The 21,561-nt window shown below is 59.5% G+C and carries 22 protein-coding genes and 1 tRNA gene; 11 read left to right on the forward strand and 12 right to left on the reverse strand.

Annotated elements, in window-relative coordinates; all coding sequences use genetic code 11:
- Positions 1-47: 47 nt before the first annotated feature.
- From GOV80_RS10035 to glmM, 4 genes are all read left to right on the forward strand, one after another.
- Positions 48-1,418, forward strand: coding sequence for a multicopper oxidase family protein (locus GOV80_RS10035; protein WP_170784378.1), 1,371 nt, complete (start codon positions 48-50; stop codon positions 1,416-1,418).
- A gap of 101 nt (positions 1,419-1,519) precedes the next feature.
- Positions 1,520-2,440 (forward strand): dihydroneopterin aldolase, encoded by a 921-nt coding sequence (locus GOV80_RS10040; RefSeq protein ID WP_170769409.1) that lies wholly within the window; start codon positions 1,520-1,522, stop codon positions 2,438-2,440.
- Entirely contained in the window at positions 2,437-3,435 is a 999-nt protein-coding gene (folP, locus tag GOV80_RS10045; RefSeq protein WP_170784380.1) for a dihydropteroate synthase, read from the forward strand. The genes GOV80_RS10040 and folP overlap by 4 nt, the downstream gene beginning before the upstream one ends.
- 35 nt (positions 3,436-3,470) lie before the next feature.
- Complete coding sequence (glmM, locus tag GOV80_RS10050; protein WP_170784381.1) at positions 3,471-4,814, forward strand: phosphoglucosamine mutase; 1,344 nt, start codon at positions 3,471-3,473, stop codon at positions 4,812-4,814.
- Here glmM and GOV80_RS10055 read toward each other — a convergent pair.
- Positions 4,811-5,713 (reverse strand): DMT family transporter, encoded by a 903-nt coding sequence (locus GOV80_RS10055; protein ID WP_170769412.1) that lies wholly within the window; start codon positions 5,711-5,713, stop codon positions 4,811-4,813. The two genes, glmM and GOV80_RS10055, sit on opposite strands and share 4 nt — an antisense overlap.
- 66 nt (positions 5,714-5,779) lie before the next feature.
- Positions 5,780-6,802, reverse strand: a complete 1,023-nt coding sequence (ilvC, locus tag GOV80_RS10060) for a ketol-acid reductoisomerase (protein WP_170784383.1) — start codon at positions 6,800-6,802, stop codon at positions 5,780-5,782.
- 133 nt (positions 6,803-6,935) lie between these two features.
- Here ilvC and GOV80_RS10065 point away from each other — a divergent pair, with 133 nt between their 5' ends.
- Together GOV80_RS10065 and GOV80_RS10070 are read left to right on the forward strand one after the other, a co-directional pair.
- On the forward strand, positions 6,936-7,391 hold the full coding sequence (locus GOV80_RS10065) for an Lrp/AsnC family transcriptional regulator (RefSeq protein ID WP_170769414.1): 456 nt from the start codon (positions 6,936-6,938) through the stop codon (positions 7,389-7,391).
- The gene (locus GOV80_RS10070; RefSeq protein WP_170784385.1) at positions 7,388-7,846 is read left to right on the forward strand and encodes an Lrp/AsnC family transcriptional regulator; all 459 of its coding nucleotides are present in this window, start codon (positions 7,388-7,390) and stop codon (positions 7,844-7,846) included. Before GOV80_RS10065 ends, GOV80_RS10070 begins: the two co-directional genes overlap by 4 nt.
- Here the strand turns inward: GOV80_RS10070 and GOV80_RS10075 are convergent.
- On the reverse strand, positions 7,843-8,544 hold the full coding sequence (locus GOV80_RS10075) for a GntR family transcriptional regulator (protein WP_170769416.1): 702 nt from the start codon (positions 8,542-8,544) through the stop codon (positions 7,843-7,845). The genes GOV80_RS10070 and GOV80_RS10075 overlap by 4 nt on opposite strands.
- A 205-nt stretch (positions 8,545-8,749) precedes the next feature.
- Here GOV80_RS10075 and GOV80_RS10080 point away from each other — a divergent pair, with 205 nt between their 5' ends.
- Entirely contained in the window at positions 8,750-9,877 is a 1,128-nt protein-coding gene (locus tag GOV80_RS10080; protein WP_170784387.1) for an aminotransferase class V-fold PLP-dependent enzyme, read from the forward strand.
- A 7-nt stretch (positions 9,878-9,884) separates the two neighbouring features.
- Here GOV80_RS10080 and GOV80_RS10085 read toward each other — a convergent pair whose 3' ends face one another.
- From GOV80_RS10085 to GOV80_RS10095, 3 genes are all read right to left on the reverse strand, one after another.
- The gene (locus GOV80_RS10085; protein ID WP_170784389.1) at positions 9,885-11,081 is read right to left on the reverse strand and encodes a UbiH/UbiF family hydroxylase; all 1,197 of its coding nucleotides are present in this window, start codon (positions 11,079-11,081) and stop codon (positions 9,885-9,887) included.
- A 73-nt stretch (positions 11,082-11,154) separates the two neighbouring features.
- Positions 11,155-11,403 (reverse strand): hypothetical protein, encoded by a 249-nt coding sequence (locus tag GOV80_RS10090; RefSeq protein WP_170769419.1) that lies wholly within the window; start codon positions 11,401-11,403, stop codon positions 11,155-11,157.
- An 87-nt stretch (positions 11,404-11,490) separates the two neighbouring features.
- Positions 11,491-12,135, reverse strand: a complete 645-nt coding sequence (locus GOV80_RS10095) for a pyrimidine 5'-nucleotidase (protein WP_170769420.1) — start codon at positions 12,133-12,135, stop codon at positions 11,491-11,493.
- A gap of 100 nt (positions 12,136-12,235) precedes the next feature.
- Between GOV80_RS10095 and GOV80_RS10100 the strand changes: the two genes are divergently transcribed.
- Complete coding sequence (locus GOV80_RS10100) at positions 12,236-12,883, forward strand: GntR family transcriptional regulator (RefSeq protein ID WP_170769421.1); 648 nt, start codon at positions 12,236-12,238, stop codon at positions 12,881-12,883.
- Here the strand turns inward: GOV80_RS10100 and GOV80_RS10105 are convergent, their stop codons facing one another.
- Complete coding sequence (locus GOV80_RS10105; protein ID WP_336510148.1) at positions 12,884-14,749, reverse strand: glycosyltransferase; 1,866 nt, start codon at positions 14,747-14,749, stop codon at positions 12,884-12,886.
- Between the two features lie 79 nt (positions 14,750-14,828).
- Positions 14,829-15,995 (reverse strand): glutamine-hydrolyzing carbamoyl-phosphate synthase small subunit, encoded by a 1,167-nt coding sequence (carA, locus tag GOV80_RS10110; protein WP_170784394.1) that lies wholly within the window; start codon positions 15,993-15,995, stop codon positions 14,829-14,831.
- A gap of 184 nt (positions 15,996-16,179) precedes the next feature.
- Between carA and GOV80_RS10115 the strand changes: the two genes are divergently transcribed.
- On the forward strand, positions 16,180-16,665 hold the full coding sequence (locus GOV80_RS10115) for a GatB/YqeY domain-containing protein (RefSeq protein ID WP_170784396.1): 486 nt from the start codon (positions 16,180-16,182) through the stop codon (positions 16,663-16,665).
- Positions 16,666-16,690: 25 nt separating this feature from the next.
- Here the strand turns inward: GOV80_RS10115 and GOV80_RS10120 are convergent, their stop codons facing one another.
- The gene (locus GOV80_RS10120) at positions 16,691-17,182 is read right to left on the reverse strand and encodes a DUF2244 domain-containing protein (RefSeq protein ID WP_170784398.1); all 492 of its coding nucleotides are present in this window, start codon (positions 17,180-17,182) and stop codon (positions 16,691-16,693) included.
- Between the two features lie 117 nt (positions 17,183-17,299).
- Positions 17,300-18,958 (reverse strand): cytochrome c oxidase subunit I, encoded by a 1,659-nt coding sequence (ctaD, locus tag GOV80_RS10125; RefSeq protein WP_170784400.1) that lies wholly within the window; start codon positions 18,956-18,958, stop codon positions 17,300-17,302.
- Between the two features lie 288 nt (positions 18,959-19,246).
- On the opposite strand from ctaD, the gene GOV80_RS10130 reads away from it, so the two are divergent.
- Positions 19,247-19,666, forward strand: a complete 420-nt coding sequence (locus tag GOV80_RS10130) for an HIT family protein (RefSeq protein ID WP_170784402.1) — start codon at positions 19,247-19,249, stop codon at positions 19,664-19,666.
- Between the two features lie 309 nt (positions 19,667-19,975).
- On the opposite strand, the gene lipB is transcribed toward GOV80_RS10130, so the two are convergent.
- Positions 19,976-20,632 carry a lipoyl(octanoyl) transferase LipB gene (lipB, locus tag GOV80_RS10135; protein WP_170784404.1) on the reverse strand — a complete coding sequence of 219 codons (657 nt, stop codon included), beginning with the start codon at positions 20,630-20,632 and terminating at the stop codon, positions 19,976-19,978.
- Positions 20,633-20,670: 38 nt separating this feature from the next.
- Positions 20,671-21,330 carry a DsbA family oxidoreductase gene (locus tag GOV80_RS10140; protein WP_170784406.1) on the reverse strand — a complete coding sequence of 220 codons (660 nt, stop codon included), beginning with the start codon at positions 21,328-21,330 and terminating at the stop codon, positions 20,671-20,673.
- Between the two features lie 141 nt (positions 21,331-21,471).
- Here GOV80_RS10140 and GOV80_RS10145 point away from each other — a divergent pair.
- Positions 21,472-21,558, forward strand: a tRNA-Leu gene (locus GOV80_RS10145).
- Positions 21,559-21,561 lie beyond the last annotated feature (3 nt).

Raw genomic sequence — 21,561 nt, forward strand, 5'->3', positions numbered from 1 at the left:
TGGCGCGGGGCGTTGGATGATCTATGTTATGGGCCAGGAGGCCCATAATGCTGTTTAACCGTCGACAATTCCTGGGCGCGTCTGCTGCCCTATCTGCCTTTCCAAAAGTGGGCTTGGCTGCGTTTCCAGAACTAGTGGCGCGCGAAGCGGCGCAACAGATTGCGCCGGTGGAATTCCCGAAAACACCGGTTTGGGGTTTTGGCGGAACCGTACCGGGTACAGAAATCCGCGTACCGCAAGGCGGGCGCGTGCAGCGCAGGGTATCGAATGCTCTGCCTCAGGCCACGTCGGTGCATTGGCACGGCATTCGAATTGACAATGCGATGGACGGTGTGCCGGGGCTGACGCAGGATGTCATCGAGTCCGGTACCGCGTTCGACTATGACTTCTCTGTCCCTGATGCCGGAACCTATTGGTATCACTCACACAATCGCACGGTTGAACAGGTGGCCCGTGGCCTTTATGGCCCGCTGATCGTCGAAGAACCTGACGCGCCAGATGTCGACCGGGATCTGACGTTGATGCTGGATGACTGGCGGCTGGACCCGGAAACCGCGCAGATATCGGATGATTTCGACAATGGACATGACCTCAGCCATGCCGGGCGGCTGGGTAATATCATTACCGTAAATGGTCAGTTGGATCCCTCGTATCAGGTGGGTGCGGCCGAGCGGCTGCGCCTGCGTCTGATCAACGCCTCGAATGCTCGGATATTCGATCTGGGTATAGATGGGCTGACCGGCTGGATCGTGGCGCTGGACGGGATGCCGTTGGAGACCCCGCTGGAGATTACCGACACCTTCCCGCTGGGGCCGGCGCAACGGGCAGACATGATCGTTGACGTGCGCGCCTTGGCCTCAGAAACCGCCAGCCTTGTCAGCTTTGAGCGTGACGGTGGTTTCGGCCTGGTCCGCTTTGACGTGTCGGGTGCGGGCAGAGCGGTGCGATCCGGCATCGCGGCGCTGCCGCCCAATCCTCTGCCGGTGATATCCACGGATAGTGCACCACTGCATCGGATGGAGATGCAGGGCGGCGCGATGCGTTGGCTCAGCTCGGCCAAGCTGGGCGAAACCGAGCTGACGGGGCAGGAACTGGCCCAACTTGGGCGGTTTTGGGCGTTGAACGGATATGCTGAACGCCCCAAGGACCCGTTTCTGGACACCCGACTGGGGGAAACCCACCAGATCGAGTTTGCCAACCAGACGGCGTTTCCCCATGCGATGCACATGCATGGCCATCATTTCCGTATCATCTTGTCGGATGGCAGCCTTGGTCCGTGGCGCGACACCGTCCTGCTGGGGCGGGGGCAAACCCGACAGGTCGCTCTGGTTGCGGATAATCCGGGCAGTTGGCTGTTGCATTGTCACATGTTGGGCCATGCCGCATCGGGGATGATGAGCTGGTTTCGCGTCACCTGACGACGCATTCGACGACTGGAAAGGCGTTTGTTGCGGTGCTATACGCGCCCGCAATGTCTAATTTGGGCAGATCAGTCCCAATGCCCGAGAAGGTCCGTCTTATGAGTTCTGAAATCCGCCTCGCCTTTGCGCACCCTTCGGAACGGTCCGAAGCGATGGCCGCCGGAGAGCCTTTGGATCGAATCTCGCTGAGGGATCACATTGTTGAGGTCGAGATTGGTGCCTTTCAGGCCGAACGTGGGACCACACAGCGCATCTGCTTCAACATTGTGGTCGAGGTGCGGCCTTTGACCGATGCGATTGATGACGATGTTGACCGCATCCTGTCCTATGACCGCGTGACCGAGGCGATAGCCTTTGAACTGGCTGCCGAGCGGTTGAACCTGCTGGAAACATTGGCAGAGCGTGTTGCCGAGCGTATTTTGCTTGAACCGCAGGCTGTAAAAGCTTTTGTTCGAATTGAAAAACTGGATCGCGGGCCTGGCGCACTGGGGGTCGAGATTGTGCGTGGCAAGGATGCTGTGCACCACGACGTGGTCGAGGAAGAACGTCCCCATCCACGTCTTGTCTTCCTGTCGAACGAGGCGATTGCCTCGGGCAATCTAACCGGTTGGATCGACCAGCTTGAGAACCGGCAACGCCCGCTTATCCTGTGCGTTGGAAGTGCAGACTTGGCTGTTCCCCAGACGGGTCATGCAATGACCCAGCGTCGGATCGATCTTTTGGCGATCGAACAAAATGCCTGGGTTCTGGCCGCGCGGGATCACCGCTGCGTTGTTGTCTCGACCCGGACCGAGCTGGATTGGGCGATGAAGAACGGGCAGATTTGCGTTTGGGCCCCGTCCAAGATCGTGCTGGATGCGGTTGATGGTCCCTCGGCCGCGCCGTCGGACGCGGTGGCGCTGGCGGCCTGGTTTGCGGCCACATTTGAAGCCAGCGAGATGATGGTCATTGGAGGCGCACTGCCAGACGACCCTAAAACACCATTGCGCGCTGTCTCTGTGGATCAGGCGCAACTGTGACCAACTACTACAGACCTTTGGTTCAGAACGGCGCTCGGCGTCCTGAAGGGGCCGTGACTTTGGCCGGACAAGCGCTGTGGTTTACCCATGTGGAACGCTTGAGACGGACGGAAAACGCCTCTGTTGTCGCAGTGCAGGACGTGCCTGATGAGATTCTGGCCATCCTTTCGCGTCCCCGCGCGCCCATTGCAGGGCTGGATATGAACTGCCCGCACATCATGGGCATCTTGAATGCAACGCCGGACAGTTTCTCGGACGGTGGGGTACACAATTCGGTGCAAACTGCCCGGGACGCGGCGGAGCAAATGGTTGGGCAAGATGCGACGATCCTGGATATCGGCGGCGAATCCACCCGACCCGGAGCCGCGTTTGTCCCAGAGGACGAAGAGATCGCCCGCACCAAGCCCCTGATCCAAGCGATCTGCGAGCGGACCAAAGCGCTGATTTCGATCGACACGCGCAAAGCCAGCGTCGCAAAGGCGGCGTGGCAGGCGGGGGCTGGCCTGATCAACGATGTCTCGGGCTTTACTTTCGATCCAGACTTGGCCCCGTTCTGCGCAGAAGTTGGGGCACCGGTCTGCGTCATGCATATGCAGGGCGACCCGACCAACATGCAGGACGATCCCAGATATAATGACGTGCTGCTAGACGTGTATGACTTCTTGAACGATCAGGTGCAGTATCTGGAGGCCCTTGGTCTGAACCGCAACCAGATCATTGTCGATCCGGGTATCGGTTTTGGCAAGTCCGTGGACCACAACGCAACTCTGTTGCGCAATCTCAGCCTGTTTCACGGGTTGGGATGTCCAATCCTGTTGGGTGTGTCGCGCAAGGGGTTCATCGGGCAGATCGGCAAAGAGACGCGCAAGGACGCCCGCGCGCCCGGTTCGATTGCGGTTGGGCTGGCTGGTCTGGCACAAGGGGTGCAGATCCTGCGGGTTCACGACGTGGCCGAGACTGCTCAGGCCTTGCGTCTGTGGGCCGCCGTCCGGTAATCCGGACGCAGGCAAGAAACGACGGAGAGAGATCAATGCGCAAGCTGTTCGGAACTGACGGGGTGCGGGGCACTGCCAATACCCATCCGATCACGGCCGAGATGGCCCTGCGCATGGGAGCGGCCGTGGGCCGGTATTTCCGCCGCGACCAATCCGGCGCGCACCGCGTGGTCATTGGTAAAGATACGCGCCTGTCCGGTTACATGTTGGAAAACGCGCTGACGGCGGGGCTGACCTCGACCGGGATGAACGTGCTGTTGCTGGGGCCGGTGCCCACGCCCGCGGTTGGATTGATGACGCGGTCCATGCGGGCGGATCTGGGCGTGATGATCTCGGCCAGCCATAACCCGGCTGAGGATAACGGCATCAAGTTCTTTGGCCCGGACGGGTTCAAACTGTCGGATCAGGCTGAGATTGAGATCGAGCGTCTGATCGAAGAGGGTGTCAAGCCCGCGCAAGCGCAAAATATTGGCCGCGCGCGCCGGGTGGACGATGCGCGGTTCCGTTATGGTGAGCGGGTCAAATCCTCGCTGTCGCGCGATCTTCGGCTGGATGGGTTGAAGGTGGTGGTTGATTGCGCCAACGGGGCCGCCCACCGCACCGCGCCCGAGGTTCTTTGGGAGTTGGGGGCCGAGGTCATCCCGGTTGGCGTCACGCCAAACGGTAAAAACATCAACTTGAATTGCGGCTCGACCAAACCTCAACTCGCGGCTGAGACGGTTGTGGCCCATGGTGCCGATGTAGGCATCTGTCTGGATGGCGATGCGGACCGGGTCGTTATGGTCGATGAACACGGGCAGGTTGCGGATGGCGACCAGTTGATGGCTCTGCTGGCCGGGAGCTGGGCCGAGGCTGACCGCCTTAAAGGCGGTGCTTTGGTGGCGACAGTTATGTCCAATCTGGGGTTGGAACGGCATTTGAACGCGCTTGGGTTGCGGTTGGAACGGACGGCGGTCGGGGACCGCTATGTGGTCGAACGGATGCGCGAAGGCGGGTTTAATCTGGGTGGCGAACAATCTGGCCATATCGTCATGAGCGACTATGCCACCACTGGTGACGGGTTGATGGCGGGGCTGCATTTTCTGGCCGAGATGGTGCATTCGGGCCGCAAAGCTTCGGAACTTGCGGTGCAATTCGAAACGGTCCCGCAATTACTTAAGAATGTGCGCTACGGCGAAGGGCAAACGCCGCTCGATACTGCGAACGTCAAAGCGGCAATTGCCGATGCCGAGGCGCGTCTGAACGGGCAGGGGCGCTTGCTGATCCGCAAATCGGGGACTGAGCCTCTAATCCGTGTTATGGCGGAATGCGAGGACGATACGCTGCTGACCCAAGTCGTTGATGGCATCGTTGCCGAGGTCGAAGCCGTTGCCGGTTAACGCCCGATCAGCATTCGGCGCAAACTGAACCATTGGCTGATCGCCAGCCCGGTCAGGATCATTGCCAGCGCGATGAAGAATCTTAGCGGCAACGCCTCAGACAGAATCCATGCGCCAAAGACCATCGACCAGATGGGCACCTGATAGTTAACCAGCGTCAGGAATACCGACCCCGCGCTGCGGATAATGGACACGCGCAATAGGGTGGCGAAGGCAGTGGGTAGAAGGCCAAGCGCAATGATTGCCAGACCGGGGCGCGTGCCCTGCCACTGCGGGATGCCCTCGGTCAGCAGCATGACGGGCAGCAACAGAACCGCCCCCACCATCAGCGACAATGCCGCCAACGCGACCGGATCAATCGGTGGGCAACGTCGGGTGAAGATCGATGCGCAGGAATAACAGAGAGCCGCTCCGATACAGGCCAGTTGCGCCAGTGGTTCCGTGCCTTGTCCGATCTGCGTTAGACCTGGGCCGATCAGCACCAATGCCCCGGAAAAACCCAGCGATACGCCCAGAAATCTGCGTAGATTCAACGGCTCGTCCGAGAAGAAATGTGCCAGCGGTAGTACCATTAGTGGAATCGCTGCCATCGACAGCCCCGCAAAGGCCGAAGGCACATATTGCTGCCCCCAGCTCAGCAACAGAAAGGGCAACGCGGTCGATAGCAGGCCGATGATGGCAATGAAGGACCACAGCTTGGCATCGCCCGCAGGCAATTTGCGACCGGTTACGGCCATCATTCCCAGCAAGGTCAGCGCCCCCAAGGTGGTCCGCGCGGTTGCAACCGTGACCGGGCCATACCCTTCCAACGCCATAGCTACGACCATGAATGTGCCGCCCCAGATAAGGCCCAGGGCGATGACGCCGCTCCAGTCGCGAGATGTGGGTTGATCGACCATGGCCGGTCTCCGATGGGGACAAAAAAGGCGACCCGAAGGCCGCCCTTTCGCGTGATCCAGACGGGATCAGTTCTTTTCTTTGTCGACCATTTTTCCGGCCGATATCCAAGGCATCATGGCGCGCAGTTTTGCACCGGTTTCCTCGATCATATGCTCGTCATTGGCGCGGCGCGACGCTTTGATGGTCGGCTGGCCAACGGCGTTCTCCAGCATGAAGTCACGGACGAACTTGCCCTGCTGAATGTCGCTCAGAACCTCTTTCATACGCGCTTTGGTCTCGTCGTATTTCAGAATGCGCGGGCCGGTGACGTACTGGCCGTACTCAGCCGTGTTCGAGATTGAGTAGTCCATGTTCGCGATGCCGCCTTCATAGATCAGGTCCACGATCAGCTTCACTTCGTGCAGACACTCGAAATAGGCCATTTCGGGCGCATAACCGGCTTCGACCAGTGTTTCAAAGCCGCAGCGGATCAGCTCAACCAGACCGCCGCACAGAACGGCCTGTTCGCCGAACAGGTCGGTTTCGCATTCTTCGCGGAAGTTGGTCTCGATGATGCCCGAGCGACCGCCGCCGATGGCCGAGCAATAGGACAGGCCGATTTCCAGCGCCTTGCCGGTTGCGTCCTTGTCGACAGCCACCAGACAGGGCACGCCGCCGCCTTTGACGTATTCGCCGCGCACAGTGTGGCCGGGGCCTTTGGGGGCCATCATGATGACGTCGACGCCTTCTTTCGGCTCAATCAGGCCAAAGTGGACGTTCAGGCCGTGGGCAAACGCGATGGCCGCGCCGGGCTTGATGTTGTCATGCACGTATTTCTTGTAGGTTTCGGCCTGCAATTCATCGGGCATGGTGAACATGATCAGGTCACACCAGGCGGCGGCTTCGGCGATACCCATCACGGTCAGACCTTCGGCTTCGGCTTTCTTGGCCGAGGCCGAGCCTTCGCGCAGCGCCACAACAAGGTTCTTCGCACCCGAGTCGCGCAGGTTCAGCGCGTGGGCGTGACCTTGCGAGCCATAGCCCAGGATTGCCACTTTCTTGTCTTTGATCAGGTTGATGTCGCAATCGCGATCGTAGTAGACGCGCATGTCGCCGGTCCTTTCTGTTTTCGATTGCGGATGGTTCTACTGGGCCATGTCGGGGAAGGCGATGGTGTTTTCCTTGAATTTTTCCGTCAAGCGTGAGAATTTATTCTCAATTCAGCTTTTTGGTGAAAAAATCATGCTAGATGACGTCGATCGCAGATTGCTGCGGCATTTTCAGGCCGATCCCAGCCTCTCGACCGCCGAATTGGCGGAACGCGCGCGCATCAGCACAAGCCTGTGCTGGCGCAGGATCGAAAAAATGCAGGAGGCTGGCATTATTGAGGGGCAGGAGGCCGTCATAGACTGGTCGGCTTTGGGCTATGCTGTCGAGGTCTCCTTGCGCGTGACTTTGGACAAGACCCAGCCCCGGGCGTTTGACGAATTCACCGCAGCCGCGCGTAGCGTGGCCGAAGTGATCGAGATTCAGACCTTTTTGGGTCGTGTCGATGTACGCCTGTCCGTGTTGGCGCGGGATATGTCGCACTATCAGCAGCTTTACCGTGATCAGATCCTCACCTTGCCCCATATCGCGGATATCGAAGCGTTGATGCATATCGCGCGGGTCAAAAGCGACGTGGTGCTGCCGGTATGAACGAGTTGGATGAAATCGACCGCAAAATTCTGCGTGCTCTGGTGCAGGACGCATCCCAAAGCGCCAGGGCGCTGGGACGCAAACTGGGCCTGTCCCAACCCGCCACATGGAGGCGCATCCGTCGTCTGGAAGACGCAGGGGTTATCAAAGGCCGGCGCCTGCGCCTGAACGCCGAGGCGCTTGGGTTTGGAGTTACGGTGTTTCTGGGCGTCAAACTGGCCCGCAAGGGTCAGATCAGCCTGGAGGATTTCGAACGTGCCGTCAGCGCCATCCCCGAGGTTCAGACGGTCGAGCATGTACTGGGGCTTTATGATTATCGTCTGCGCGTCGTGGCGCGGGATCTGGCCGATTTCGAACGGGTGCTGCGCCGTCGGATCATGACCCTCCCCGGCGCAGGCGATGTCGAGGCCAATGTTTTGCTCAGCGAAGAACGCTTACCGGGACCGATCGGTTAGTATTTAGTTCTAATGCAATAGCCGGGATGGTGCGTCATCCGGGCAAATGTCATGGGTTGACCGTCTTTCCATGTCGTCCGCTCCAGCTGAATCATCGAGGTCCCAGCCGTCGTGCCCATGAACTCTGCCAGCCGTCCATCCGCAGAAATCGCGCAGAACGCCACCTCGGCCTCGGTAAAGGGGGCGGCGTTCAGCAGCCATTCATGCGGGCCGTGATCGTTGAGATTGGCGTGCTCAACCTCGGGGACGGCGTCGATATTGATCCAGCGTTCTTCAAGCTGAAAAGGCCGGTTGTCAGCGTAGTGCATACAGATGACGTGCAGAACCTTTACATCAGGCGATACGCTAAGCTGCGATGCCAACCAACCCGGGCTGGGGACCACATTCCGTTCGACAAGAGCGTAACGATAGGTCGAATTTTGGCTTTCAACCGACTGACGCGCCAGCGAAAACTCCAGCTTAGCATGTTTGCTCGGCTCTTTTTTTACGCGCGTGCCGCTTTTGCGTTTGCGTTCGACAAAACCCTGATCTGCCAATTCACGCAGCGCCCGGTTCACCGTCGCCCGCGCGCAATTGAACTCCTCGGCCAATTGCGTTTCCGTTGGTAGAAGCGACCCCTGTGGCCAGATACGGGTTTCGATACGCCGCTTTACTTCGTCACGTACAACCTGAAAACTGATCCGCTTTTGCGCCGTCACGATTAGAAATACCTTTCTGCTTCAAAGTGTGCGTATCTGGTCAGAAACACGTCAGGGTGTAAAGGGCGGCTGACACTGTTTGGCGTCATTTAGTGCCCGATTGAAAGAGAAAAAAGTAATTTTTTTGTTGAAGTTACCATCTTCCGTGGGGTCAATAGCCGGGACTGACCCTCAGGTGGTCGCGTGAAAATCGAAAGGACAAAATATGCCAGCGCTCTTGGATACTGTTGATCCCAATGGGCTTGAGGAGTTTTCGGTGGTGTTCACTGACCGATCTCTGAACCACATGTCCGCACAGTTTCAGCAGGTCATGCGCGACATCTCGGACATGTTGCGCGGTGTTTACAATGCCTATGGCGTGGCGGTCATCCCTGGTGGCGGCACCTATGGCATGGAAGCTGTGGCGCGGCAGTTTGCCCGCAACGCAAACGTGGTGGTCGTGCGCAACGGTTGGTTCTCGTATCGCTGGAGCCAGATCATCGAGACCGGCGGGTTGACGGCCTCGGCCACTGTGCTCAAGGCGCGGCAAACCGGCAATTCCAGCCCGTCTCCTTTCGCGCCGGCACCGATTGACGAGGTCGTGGCGACCATTCGCGATCAGCGCCCAGATGTGGTTTTTGCTCCGCATGTGGAAACGTCGGCCGGGGTTATTCTACCGGACGATTACGTGACCGCCATGGCTGAGGCCGCTCATGAGGTCGGCGCGCTGATGGTGCTGGATTGTATTGCGTCGGGCTGTGCTTGGGTCGACATGAAGGCGACAGGCGTGGACGTCCTGATCTCGGCCCCGCAGAAAGGGTGGAGCGCAACGCCTTGCGCGGGTCTGGTGATGCTATCCGAACGGGCCGAGACGCGGTTGGAACAGACCAATTCGGACAGTTTCGCCGTGGATCTGAAAAAGTGGCGGCAGATCATGCAGGCCTATGAGGGCGGTGGTCACGCCTATCACGCGACGATGCCGACAGATTCGCTGAAAGATTTCCGGGACACGATGCTTGAAACCCGTGATTATGGGTTTGAAAAGCTACGCGAGGCGCAGTGGGCGTTGGGCAATGGCGTCCGTGCGATGCTGAAGGACAAGGGCGTTGTCTCGGTCGCGGCTGATGGGTTCGGCGCGCCGGGCGTTGTTGTCAGCTACACGGGCGACCCCGAAGTGCAGAACGGCAAGAAATTTGCGGCTTTGGGGATTCAGATTGCGGCGGGCGTGCCTCTGCAATGTGATGAGCCCGAGGGGTTCAGTACTTTCCGTTTGGGTCTGTTCGGGTTGGACAAGCTCTATGATGTGGATGGCACAATCGCACGTCTGAAGCGCGTGTTGGATCAGGTGATCTAGGCGCGGGTCAGCGCACGCCCAGCCCCATCTGCATCAGCGTTTTACGTACCGGCGGCAAGGAATAGAGCGCATTCAGCCCCATCGCCCGTGCGTCGCGAAGCGGCCGTGCCTCGATCATCGAGGCGCGGTTCAGCAGGTCGATTCCCTTCACGCGCATCTCGATCTCGGTGTGGCGGGACTTGTGATAGGTGTCCAACATCTGCGCGTCGCCCAGCCCCTCGGGGCGGGCTTGCGCAAGGTCTAGAAGGCTGCGCAGATCGCCCAAGGACATGTTCAGCCCCTGTGCGCCGATGGGCGGAACCACATGGGCGGCCTCGGCCATCAGGGCGATACGCTCGCCTGACAGGCGCTCGGCTGATTGGCTGATGATCGGCCAGATCGTCCGGCGCGAGGCCAGTTTTAACGGGCCGAACAACTCGCAGGACCGTTCGGTCATCAGCGCCTCGAACGCGTCGGGTTCAGTGTTCAGCAATTCAACTGCACGCGGCCCACGCTCCATCCACACAATCGCCGACGAAGGCTGACCCTGCCAGTCGGGCAGGGGAACCAGTGTGAACGGCCCGCCTGAACGGTGGATTTCGGTCGAGACGTTTTCGTGCGGGATCGGATGCGTGACGGCAAAGGCCAGAGCCTTTTGGCCGTAGCGCGTGGTGTGGGTCTGGATGCCCGCCGCCTCGCGCATGGGCGAATTGCGCCCGTCCGCGGCCACGACCAGCTTGCAGCGGACGCGGCTGCTGTCGCTCAGGCTCACGCGCGCTTCATTGGTGCGAGTGAACAGGCTGACCGTGCCGGTGCCGGGGCGGAAATCCACGTTGGGCAGTTCGGCCAAACGCGCCACCATCTCGCGCCGCAACAGCCAGTTGGGCAGGTTCCACCCGAAGGGCTGGTCCGAGATATCGGCGGCGTTGAAATCACGCACGACGCGGGGTTCGGGCACATCTCCGCCCGCGTCCACGATGCGCATGATCTGCAGCGGGGCGGCATGGGCATCCAGTCGCGCCCACAGCCCGCATTGATCCAAAAGCCCGTGCGCCGGTTGCAGGAAGGCCGTGGTCCGCATGTCGGACCCGTCCACGTCGCGTTCCGTCACCGGAGGGGTGGGGTCAACGCAGATCACGTCGAACCCGGCTGTTCCGAAAGCCGCCGCAGCGGTCAACCCGGCGATTCCACCGCCGGAAATCAGGATGTCACAGCTATCTGTCATGGGCTTGGCCTCCGTTTGGGCAGAACCTAGTGCGGTTCCGTGCGGGGTGCCAAGTGACATCCTGTCCCGCGCCTTACCCGCGTGAAATCAGGATGAGGATCAGGAACATCACCGGCACCATCATCACGGCGGGGATGTACAGGCCCGGCAGGCCGAACAACAAGATTGAACACCCCCACATGCTGAAGATCGCCAGGGCCGTATAACCCCAATCCTCACCGTCGCTCTGGGCCACGTCCTTGGCCATCCAGCCAAACAGGGGGATTGCAAACAACAGGCGCTGCCAGATGGGCAGGCGCCGAGGGACCTCGATCGCGCTCATGGGTTTCTCCGATTCTGTTCGTCGCTGAGGCGCATATAGGGGCGATGCTGCACCCGCGAAATATACAGATGGTCGCAGTGTGACAGCCTATCGCAGGCGGGCCAGAAACGCGGTCAGGTCGTCGGTGTGATGATGGATGTGATCGGCCTCTTGCGGCTCGGGCGCGACGTGGACGGTGCGCATTCCCATCGCATGCGGAGCGGCCAGATTGCGCGGGTCATCTTCGAACATGGCGGCTTGTTTGGCGTCGATCCCGTCCTTGGCAAAGATTGCCTCGAACGCAGCTTTCTGGGGCTTTGGTCGATAGCCCGCATGTTCGATCCCATAGATCGCATCAAACAGCCCGCTCAGACCGCGTGCCGCCAGAACCCGCTCGGCATAGGGCGCGCTACCATTGGTATAGACGATACGGCGGCCGGGCAGAGAACGGATGTGGTCGGCCAGTTCCGCGTCGGGGTCCATATGGCTCATGTCGACCTGGTGAACCGCGTGCAGATAGGGATCGGGGTCCAGATCATGCTCGGCCATCAGACCGGCCAGCGTGGTGCCGTATTCGCGCCAGTAATGGCCGCGCAGCCGATCCGCCTCGGCCCGGTCGACGCCGATGGCCTGCACCACGTAGTCGGTCATCAGCACCTCAATCTGATCGAACAGGCGCATATGGGGCGGGTAGAGGGTGTTATCCAGATCGAACACCCATTGGGTGACGTGAGAAAAGGCGGGTTTGACCATGGGCTTGGTTTAGGCTGCGCGCCAGCGGTTTTCAATGCCACACTTGATCCGAAGGGGCGGTGACGGATAGACAGGTTCGAACGAGGAGACGAACCACCCCATGCCACAGTCCAAACAGTCCAACAGGGACGCCTACAGTCTGATACTCGAAGCGATAGACGTGGGTGTGTACAAACCCGGCGACCGTTTGGTCGAAAGCGAGCTGGCCGAGCGTTTCGGCGTATCTCGCACGCCCATCCGCGAGGCGTTGCAACGACTTGAGACGCAATCGCTGCTTGAGCGGGACGGGCGGTCTCTGATTGTGGCCTCGCTGGACCACAACCAGATGGCCGAGCTGTACGTGGTACGGCGCGAGTTGGAGGGGCTGGCAGCCAGTCTGGCGGCAAAACACGCCACCGAGGAAGAGATCAAGGTGCTGCAGGATATGGTTGCCGCTGACGATGCGCTGGTCGATGACCCGACCGCTCTGTCGCGTGCCAATCGACGTTTTCACGAACAGATCCATCTGGCCTCGCACAATCGCTATCTGGTGCAGCAACTGGACCTTGTGCACCGCACCATGGCGCTGATGGCGACCACCTCGCTGGCTGTGCAGGGACGGGGAGAGATCGCTCAGAACGAACACAAGAGCATCGTCGACGCCATCGCTACGCGCGATGAAGAGGCCGCGGCTCGCGCGTTGAAGGAGCATATCTCGGTCGCCTTCATGACACGGCTGAAACAGGATGCTGTTCGGCGCGAATCCTGATCAGGGCGCGGTTTCTTCATAGGCCTGACCATGCTGGGTCTTGTCCCAGAAGAATGGATTGATCACCAGTTCCCACAGCGCCTTATATGCCGCCAGAACGCCCAAAGGGAAATATAGTGGCATGGTCGGGACCCAGGGCATCAGAAACCGCCTCTCACGCGCGGCGACGGCGAGCATTCCGGTGATCAGGTTTACGATCTCGGCTGCGATGAACAGGTAAATCAGACCTATCCGGATATCGTAGGGAATGACCTGATCCAGCGGGTTGGTCAGCCCCAGGGTTGTCAGCCAGAACAGCCACAAGGCAGGGGCCAGCAAGAACTGCCCGACCGTGCCGAGGAAAAACGCTTGCACGCCCAGAAATCGCAGCGGGCCCAGTTCGGCCAGAAGGCGCAGGGGCGACCGCATATGGACAAGATATGTGACCATGAACCCCTTGAGCCAGCGTGAGCGTTGCTTCACCCAGGGCCAGGCGCGGAAATTGGCCTCTTCATAGGTGGTGGTATCGACCATCTCGGTCCGGTAGCCGGCACGACTGAGGCGGACTCCAAGGTCGGCATCCTCTGTGACGTTGTGGGCGTCCCAGCCGCCCAGTTCCAACAGCTTGTCGCGGCGGAAGAAGAAGGTCGTACCGCCTAATGGCACCACAAGGCCCATGCGCGCGATGCCTTGCAGGATGACCCGGAACCAGCTGTTATATTCGATGGTAAAGCAGCGCGAACGCCAGTTGGTGCGCGGGTTGTAGTAGTCCAAGACACCTTGCAGGCACACCACATTGTCATCAGCCTGTGCAAACTGGCGCACGACCCGTTCGATCTGGTCGGGTTGTGGTGCGTCCTCGGCGTCCCAGACGCCCAGGATGTCGCCCCGGCAGAAGTCCAGCGCATAGTTCATCGCGCGGGGTTTCGTGGTCAGGCCGTTCAGGGCGGGCACCTCGATCGTTCTGATCCAGCTTGGCAGATCGACTCGAGACAGCGTTTCGCGTGTGACGTCGTCAGACTGCTCAAGCACCAGAATGATGTCCAGCAAGGCTTTGGGATAGGTCAGGCGGTGCAGACGGCGGATCAGAGCATCCGCGATTTCGCGTTCCTTGTAGAGGGGCACCATGATCGACACGCAGGGCAGGCGATCCAGCTTGCCCTTCGGTAAGCGCGGTGGCTGCGGGACGGGCTTGAAATAGGCCAACAACCCGGCCAGCCGAAGGCATAGAAACAAAACCAGTGACCCGACAGCCGCGCCGACAAGGACTGATAGCCCCAGTGTCGGGTAGACCAGAAAGCCAGTCATCAGGGTCAACAGCATCACCGTTGGGCCGATGCGGGCCCGCAAGCTCCAGGACCGGCAGCTTTGATCCTCGGACACGCGGGTTTCCGCTTTTTCAGCCAGGTCCTGCGCGTAAATGCGGGCGATTTCCCGGTCAATCGCGCCGGAGGAACACAGCACCGGCACAATGGCGCAATCCTGATCCTGCATCGCATCGCGGATCGCGTCGAAACGGTCAGGGCGTGCAGTGGCAATCAGCAGGATTGGACCACTCTGTTTCCAGGGGATGACATTGTGTTGCAACCAGAATTCGATGGGTTTGATCTGGCAGAGCCCATCCTGCGCCGGTGTCTCGGACAGGTTCGCCACCTGCAATCCGGTTTGATCCGCTAAGGCGCGCAAAACGTCGTCGCGGCTGACCCAGCCCTCGGTCACCAGAATCTCACCCAGCGGTGCCTGTTGTCGCGCTTGAAGGTGCAGTGCGTTTTCTAACTGATCCGGCGTGATCAGGCCCCGGTCGCGCAGACACGTGCCCAGAGGCCGCCTGACCCGCGTCGGAATGGGCGCGGCGCGTGCGAAATGTTGTAAGTTCAGTTCAACCACGAAAAAACCCTGACACGTTTGGCCGGTGTCAGGGTTCATCCATTAAGGTTAACAAGCAGTTAATCTTGATTCGCTTGTGTTATGCCTGTGCTTTTTGCGCGGCCATCGCCTGCGCGAACCGTTCAAACAGGTAGAAACTGTCCTGCGGGCCGGGTGACGCTTCGGGGTGGTATTGCACAGAATAGACAGGCCGGTCGGACATGCGAATACCGCAGTTCGATCCGTCAAACAGCGAGCGGTGGGTTTCGACCACGCCTTCGGGCAAGGACTGCGCGTCCACGGCAAACCCATGGTTCATCGAGGTGATCTCGACCTTGCCGGTCTCAAGATCCTTGACGGGGTGGTTCGCGCCGTGGTGGCCGTGGTTCATCTTGACCGTCTGACCGCCCAGAGCCAGCGCCAGCATCTGGTGGCCCAGACAAATGCCGAAAACGGGCAGGTCGGTGGTGTCCAGAACTTCTTTGATCATCGGAACGGCATATTCGCCCGTTGCCGCCGGGTCGCCGGGGCCGTTGGACAGAAACACGCCGTCAGGGTTATGGGCCAGCACTTCGGCAGCTGTTGCAGTGGCAGGGAGGACGGTTACGTCACAGCCCGACGAGGCCAGGCACCGCAGAATGTTGCGCTTTGCGCCGTAGTCGATGGCGACAACCTTATGCACCGGTGCTTCCTGGCGTGTGTACCCGTCCGGCCAGGCCCAACGCATTTCATCCCAGCGATAGCTTTGCGCGCAAGTGACGTCCTTGGCCAGATCCATTCCCTCCAACCCGGCAAAGCCGCGCGCGGCAGCGACCAACGCTTCGATGTCGAAATTCCCTTCGGGGTCATGGGCCAGCGCTACATGGGGTGCGCCTTGTTGGCGGATGGCGCGGGTTAGGCGGCGGGTGTCGACGCCACCGATGGCAATACGGCCACGGCGTTCAAGCCATGTCTTCAGTTCTTCGGCCGAGCGCCAGTTGGAGGGCTCGGTCGGGTCCCACTTGACCACCATGCCCGCCGCGACGGGGTCGCCGGTTTCGTCATCCTCGGGGTTTACGCCGACATTGCCAATATGCGGGAAGGTGAAGGTTACGATCTGACCGGCATAAGAGGGGTCGGTCATGATCTCTTGATAGCCGGTCATGGCGGTGTTGAAACACAGCTCGGCAACAGTTTGGCCGGTGGCGCCAAAGCCGATCCCGTAGAACAGGGTTCCGTCGGCCAATGCCAGACATGCGGTGGGCTTGGACGGGGTGTTCTGGGCCATGGCGCGACTCTCCTGCAAGGTAAACCGGCGCATACCTAAGGGGGTTACGCGTTTGGGTCAAGCCTGTTCAATTTTTGGGCTATTTAAAGAAATCAAATACTTAGCTGTTGTTGACCCCTGTTGTGTCACGCTTTTTGTTTCGATATGGTCGGGGTTCCTTTTTCCATGGGGATGGACAGATCATATGGATATGCGATCACGGGTGAACTCTGCCCTGAAGCAAGCAATGAAAGACAAGGAGGCCGAGCGTCTGTCGACGCTGCGGTTGATCAACGCTGCGATCAAGGATCGCGACATCGCCTCGCGCGCTTCGGACAATGAAGAGGCCAAGGGATGCGGCGATGCCGAGGTGCTTGAAATCCTTGGCAAAATGACCAAGCAGCGCAAGGAAAGCGCCCGCGCCTATGAAGAGGGCGGACGGCTGGACCTGGCCGAGCGTGAACTGCGCGAAGTCGAAGTAATCGAGGAATTCCTACCCAAGCAGTTGGACGAGGACGAGGTTTCGCAAGCGATCCAGACCGCGATTACTGCTACAGGGGCAGGCTCGATCCGCGATATGGGCAAAGTCATGGGCGAGTTGAAGACGCGCTATACCGGTCAGATGGATTTCGGCAAGGTCGGTCCAATGGTCAAGGATCAGCTCTGCGCTGCGGCCAGCGGCGGGTGCTGACCACAATAGCATCCTAACTCCGCATCTACTGCGCGACCGGGTCGCGCAGTTTTTGATTCAGATCGTCGTATAGGGCGATCCGTTCTTCTTCGGTAAGAAACGCGCCAATCTCAACTTCGCGCCCGTCACCGATGAGGGTGACATAGTTGGGTACGGGTCCGCCATGCTTGTGCATTTCGGGGCGGGCCCAATAGCGGTTGCAGCTCCACTCCTGTTTGCCGTGCCTAGGGTTGTGGTGCACCAACCGAGCTTGCAGTTTGGTAAGGGTCAGAACCTCGAACACGCTGCGGGCGCGGTAGTTGGCCTGTATCGCAAGCCATAGTCCAAGGACCGAGATCAACAGGAACGGTAGCAGCCCCCACAATAAGGGGGACCCGAGCACCGCCATAAGCGGGATCAGGCCAAACAGAAACACCGCCAGCACCACTCGCACAGCCCAGTGGGGCGGCAGCGAGTTATGGGGCCACAACCTTAGTTCTTGTTCCGTATCCGATCTATGGGTCCAGCTATAGGGCATGAGGAAATTCTAGCGTTTTTCTGGCCGGTGTCGATTGGATCGACGGCAAATTTGTATACCAGCGAGGCAAAGAAAAACCCCGCCAGTTGGGCGGGGTTTTTTGTGTTCAGGTCGGGATTAGTGGGCGTGGCCCTTGTCCCAGTCTTCCTGCTTGGGCAGCTGCTCGAACGTGTGCTCGGGCGGCGGCGAGGGTAGGGTCCATTCCAACGTATCCGCGTATTCGTTCCACGGGTTCGGACGGGTCTCTTTCGCGCCGCGCATCAGGGCGTAGATCACGATGCCGAAGAACAGCAGGAACGAGGCGAAGGACACAAACGCGCCAATCGACGAGACAAAGTTCCACTGTGCGAATGCCTCGGGGTAGTCGATATAGCGGCGCGGCATGCCCTGACGGCCCAGGAAGTGCTGCGGGAAGAAGGTCAGGTTGGCACCGATGAAGAACATCCAGAAGTGGACCTTGCCCCAGAATTCGGAATACTGACGGCCCGTCATCTTCGAGAAGTAGAAGTAAACGCCGGCGAAGATCGCAAAGACTGCACCCAAGCTCATCACATAGTGGAAGTGCGCAACCACGTAGTAGGTGTCGTGATAGGCGCGGTCGACGCCAGCCTGCGACAGAACCACACCGGTCACACCACCAACGGTGAACAGGAACAGGAAGCCGAACGCGAAGAGCATTGGAGTTTTGAACTCGATGGAACCGCCCCACATGGTCGCAATCCACGAGAAAACCTTAACGCCGGTTGGAACCGCGATGACCATCGTTGCCAGCATGAAGTAGGCTTGCTGACGCAGCGACATGCCGACGGTGTACATGTGGTGCGCCCACACAACAAAGCCCAGCACACCGATTGCGATGATCGCCCAAACCATCGGCAGGTAGCCGAAGATCGGTTTGCGCGAGAAGGTCGCGATCACGTGGCTGATGATGCCGAAACCGGGCAGGATTACGATGTACACTTCCGGGTGGCCGAAGAACCACAGGATGTGCTGATACAGGATCGGATCGCCGCCACCGGCCGGGTCAAAGAAGGTGAAGCCAAAGTTGCGGTCCATCAGCAGCATGGTGATCGCGCCTGCCAGAACCGGCAGCGACAGCAGAATCAGCCACGAGGTGACGAAGATCGACCAGCTGAACAACGGCACCTTGAACAGGGTCATGCCCGGGGCACGCATGTTCAGGAAGGTGGTGATCATGTTGATCGCGCCGAGGATCGAGGAGGCGCCCGATACGTGCACGGCAAAGATCGCAAGGTCCATGGACATGCCGCCCTCGGTCGTGGACAGCGGCGGATACAGAACCCAGCCAACACCTGAACCAAGCTGGTCATTGCCACCGGGGCTGAGCAGCGAAGCCACACCCAGCGACGTACCAGCGACGTACAGCCAGAATGACAGGTTGTTCATCCGCGGGAAAGCCATATCCGGCGCACCGATCTGCAATGGCATGAAATAGTTGCCAAATCCGCCGAACAGGGCCGGGATGACCACGAAGAACATCATCAGAACACCATGATAGGTGATCATCACGTTCCAAAGGTGTCCGTTGGGGGTACACGGGTCGGCCATGAACCCTTCGAGGCACATGTACTGCACACCGGGGTGCATCAGTTCGAGCCGCATGTAGACGGTCATCGCCACCGAGATGAACCCGGCCAGCGCCGAGAAGATCAGGTAGAGAATCCCGATGTCCTTGTGGTTGGTCGACATGAACCAGCGCTGAAAAAAGCTGCGCTCGTCTTCATGATCGTGACCATGAATGGCTGCGTCTGCCATTAGGTGCCTCCTGTTGCAATTCGACCGCGCAGCCGGACCTCTCCGACGCGCGGGATTCCTGCTGGTTTTAGAATGCGAAAGAGGCACCTTCAATGGCCGAGTTTGATCTGGATCAAGAATAATTGTCGCGGGTCCCCGAGGCGCCTGCGATTTTTCGACCATGAACAGCCGCTATTTGGGCATCGGTGGCGAATATTCAAGTGTCGCGCAATCGGGAGCAAATCGCGGCTTGACCCGCGCCGGGGCGCGCCTCAGAACTAAACGCAACCCCGCATTCGGAGACCAGACATGACCGCCTATGACACCGACAACATCTTCGCCAAGATCCTGCGCGGCGAAATCCCCTCGACCCGCGTCTACGAGGACGATGACACTTTGGCGTTCATGGATATCATGCCCCGCTCGGACGGGCATCTTCTGGTGATCCCGAAAACTCCGTGCCGCAACTTGCTGGACGCCACGCCCGAGCAACTGGCCGCTGTGATCGCGACGGTTCAGAGGATGTCGCATGCCGTGATGGCGGCGTTTGATGCAGACGGAGTAACCGTTCAGCAGTTCAACGAGGCCGCTGGCGGGCAGGAGGTATTCCATTTGCATTTCCACGTCCTGCCGCGCCATGAAGGCGTTTCGGTGCGGGCACCGGGGACAATGGGTGATTTCGAACTGATCGCCCAACATGCCGAAAAGATCAAAGCGTCTTTGGCCTGATCGGGCCAGAGCGAGAAAAAGAATTGCCGTTCCGATTTGGGGTCGGAACGGCAGACTCGTTACCAAGAACTTGTCCGTATCCGAGGGCGGACCCTCGATGATCGGATGAACACACCACTCACTCTAGAACGGTGAAACCATCTTACCCGGTTGCGGATGCGGTGTATCGAATTGAGCGGATTTGCCGTTAATTTTCCTTAACTGGCCTGGAATTTGCCCTCGAAAAACGCTTTGCCCGGAAACAGAACGGGTTGAGATGCTTGGATTGTTGAGGCCTGCGGCGAATTCTGTCGATTCGATACTGACGCCTCAAACCCGTTCGGTCGCGAAGATTTCCGTAAAGGTCTTTTGCAGCGCAGTGTCCACATCGGCCATTGTCACAGGCAGGCCAAGATCGACCAGGGATGTCACGCCATGGTCTAAGATACCGCAGGGCACGATGCCTGAAAAATGCTCCAGATCAGGTTCAACATTGATTGAGATACCGTGAAAGCTGACCCACTTGCGCAGGCGTAACCCGATCGCGGCAACCTTGTCTTCGGCTGGATGACCTGTGGGTGTCAGGGGTTTGTCGTCGCGCTGCACCCAGACACCGACGCGCCCGTCGCGGATTTCACCGCGCACGTTGAACTCTGCCAGTGCCGCAATCACCCAGTTTTCCAGCTGCTTGACAAAACGCCGAACATCCTTGCCGCGCTTGTTCAGATCCAGCATCACATAAGCCACGCGCTGACCGGGGCCGTGATAGGTGTATTCGCCGCCGCGTTTGGTCTGGTGGACAGGAAATCGATCCGGGTCGACCAGATCCTCGATACGAGCAGAAGTGCCTGCGGTGTAAAGCGGCGGATGCTCCAGCAGCCACACGCATTCCTCGGCCTCGCCCGCAGCAATAGCGGCGACGCGATCTTCCATAAAGACCACGGCGTCCTGATAGTCAGTCAGCCCGTCAGTGATTTTCCATTCCATGGGGCCTCTTACAATGGTGGTTGGCTGGGGAAAAGGGGCTAGGCGGCTTCGGTCAGGCAGCGCTGCAGGACCTGTGCATAGGTTTCGGCCCCTTGTGCGCCGGTCAGCAGGTACTTGCCACCAAACACCATGGACGGCACGCCCGAGATTCCGCGACTGGTCCAGAACTGCTGCTTCTCACGCACAGACGCGATGTGATCCCCGGAGGCCAGCGCTGCGCGTGCGACTTGAGCGTCCAAACCAGCGGCCTCGACCGCGTTCAGCAAAACGTTAACGTCCGAGACATCCTGTTGCTCGGTGAAATAAGCGTGGAACAGGGCCATTTTCAGCGGATGCTGGCGCCCCTGCGTTTCAGCCCAATCCAGCAACTGATGCGCGGCGAATGTGTTTACGATTCGGCTGTCATCCTCGAAATTGAACTGAAACCCAAGTTCCGCCCCGATCTGTACCAGACGATCCCGCGATTGCTGGCTTTGCTCGGGGGTTGACCCGTATTTCTCGATGATATGCTCGCGCAGGTTCTGTCCTTCGGGCGGCATGTTGGGGTTCAACTCGAAAGGGTGCCAGCGCAGGCGGGCCAGAACGTTCTGAGACTGCAGCGCCTGATCCAGTTGTCGAAAGCCCACGATGCACCATGGACACACAACGTCCGACACGATGTCGATCTGGACGACGGGGCGGGTATCGGTTTCGGTCATTTGGGGCTCCTGCATGGGCGATGGGCTGGATTTGACGCTTTAGATATGAAGCCCCGAACGGAATTCAAACCACCCTTGTTTTTGCCTCTTCACATCCCCGCGCACAGCGTCTATACGCGCCTCTACCAAGTCACTGGCAGTGCGGTCGTGGCGGAATTGGTAGACGCGCAGCGTTGAGGTCGCTGTGGGGTAACACCCGTGGAAGTTCGAGTCTTCTCGACCGCACCAAAT

This window comes from Ruegeria lacuscaerulensis, from assembly GCF_013034685.1.
Taxonomy (GTDB): Bacteria; Pseudomonadota; Alphaproteobacteria; order Rhodobacterales; family Rhodobacteraceae; genus Ruegeria; species Ruegeria lacuscaerulensis_B.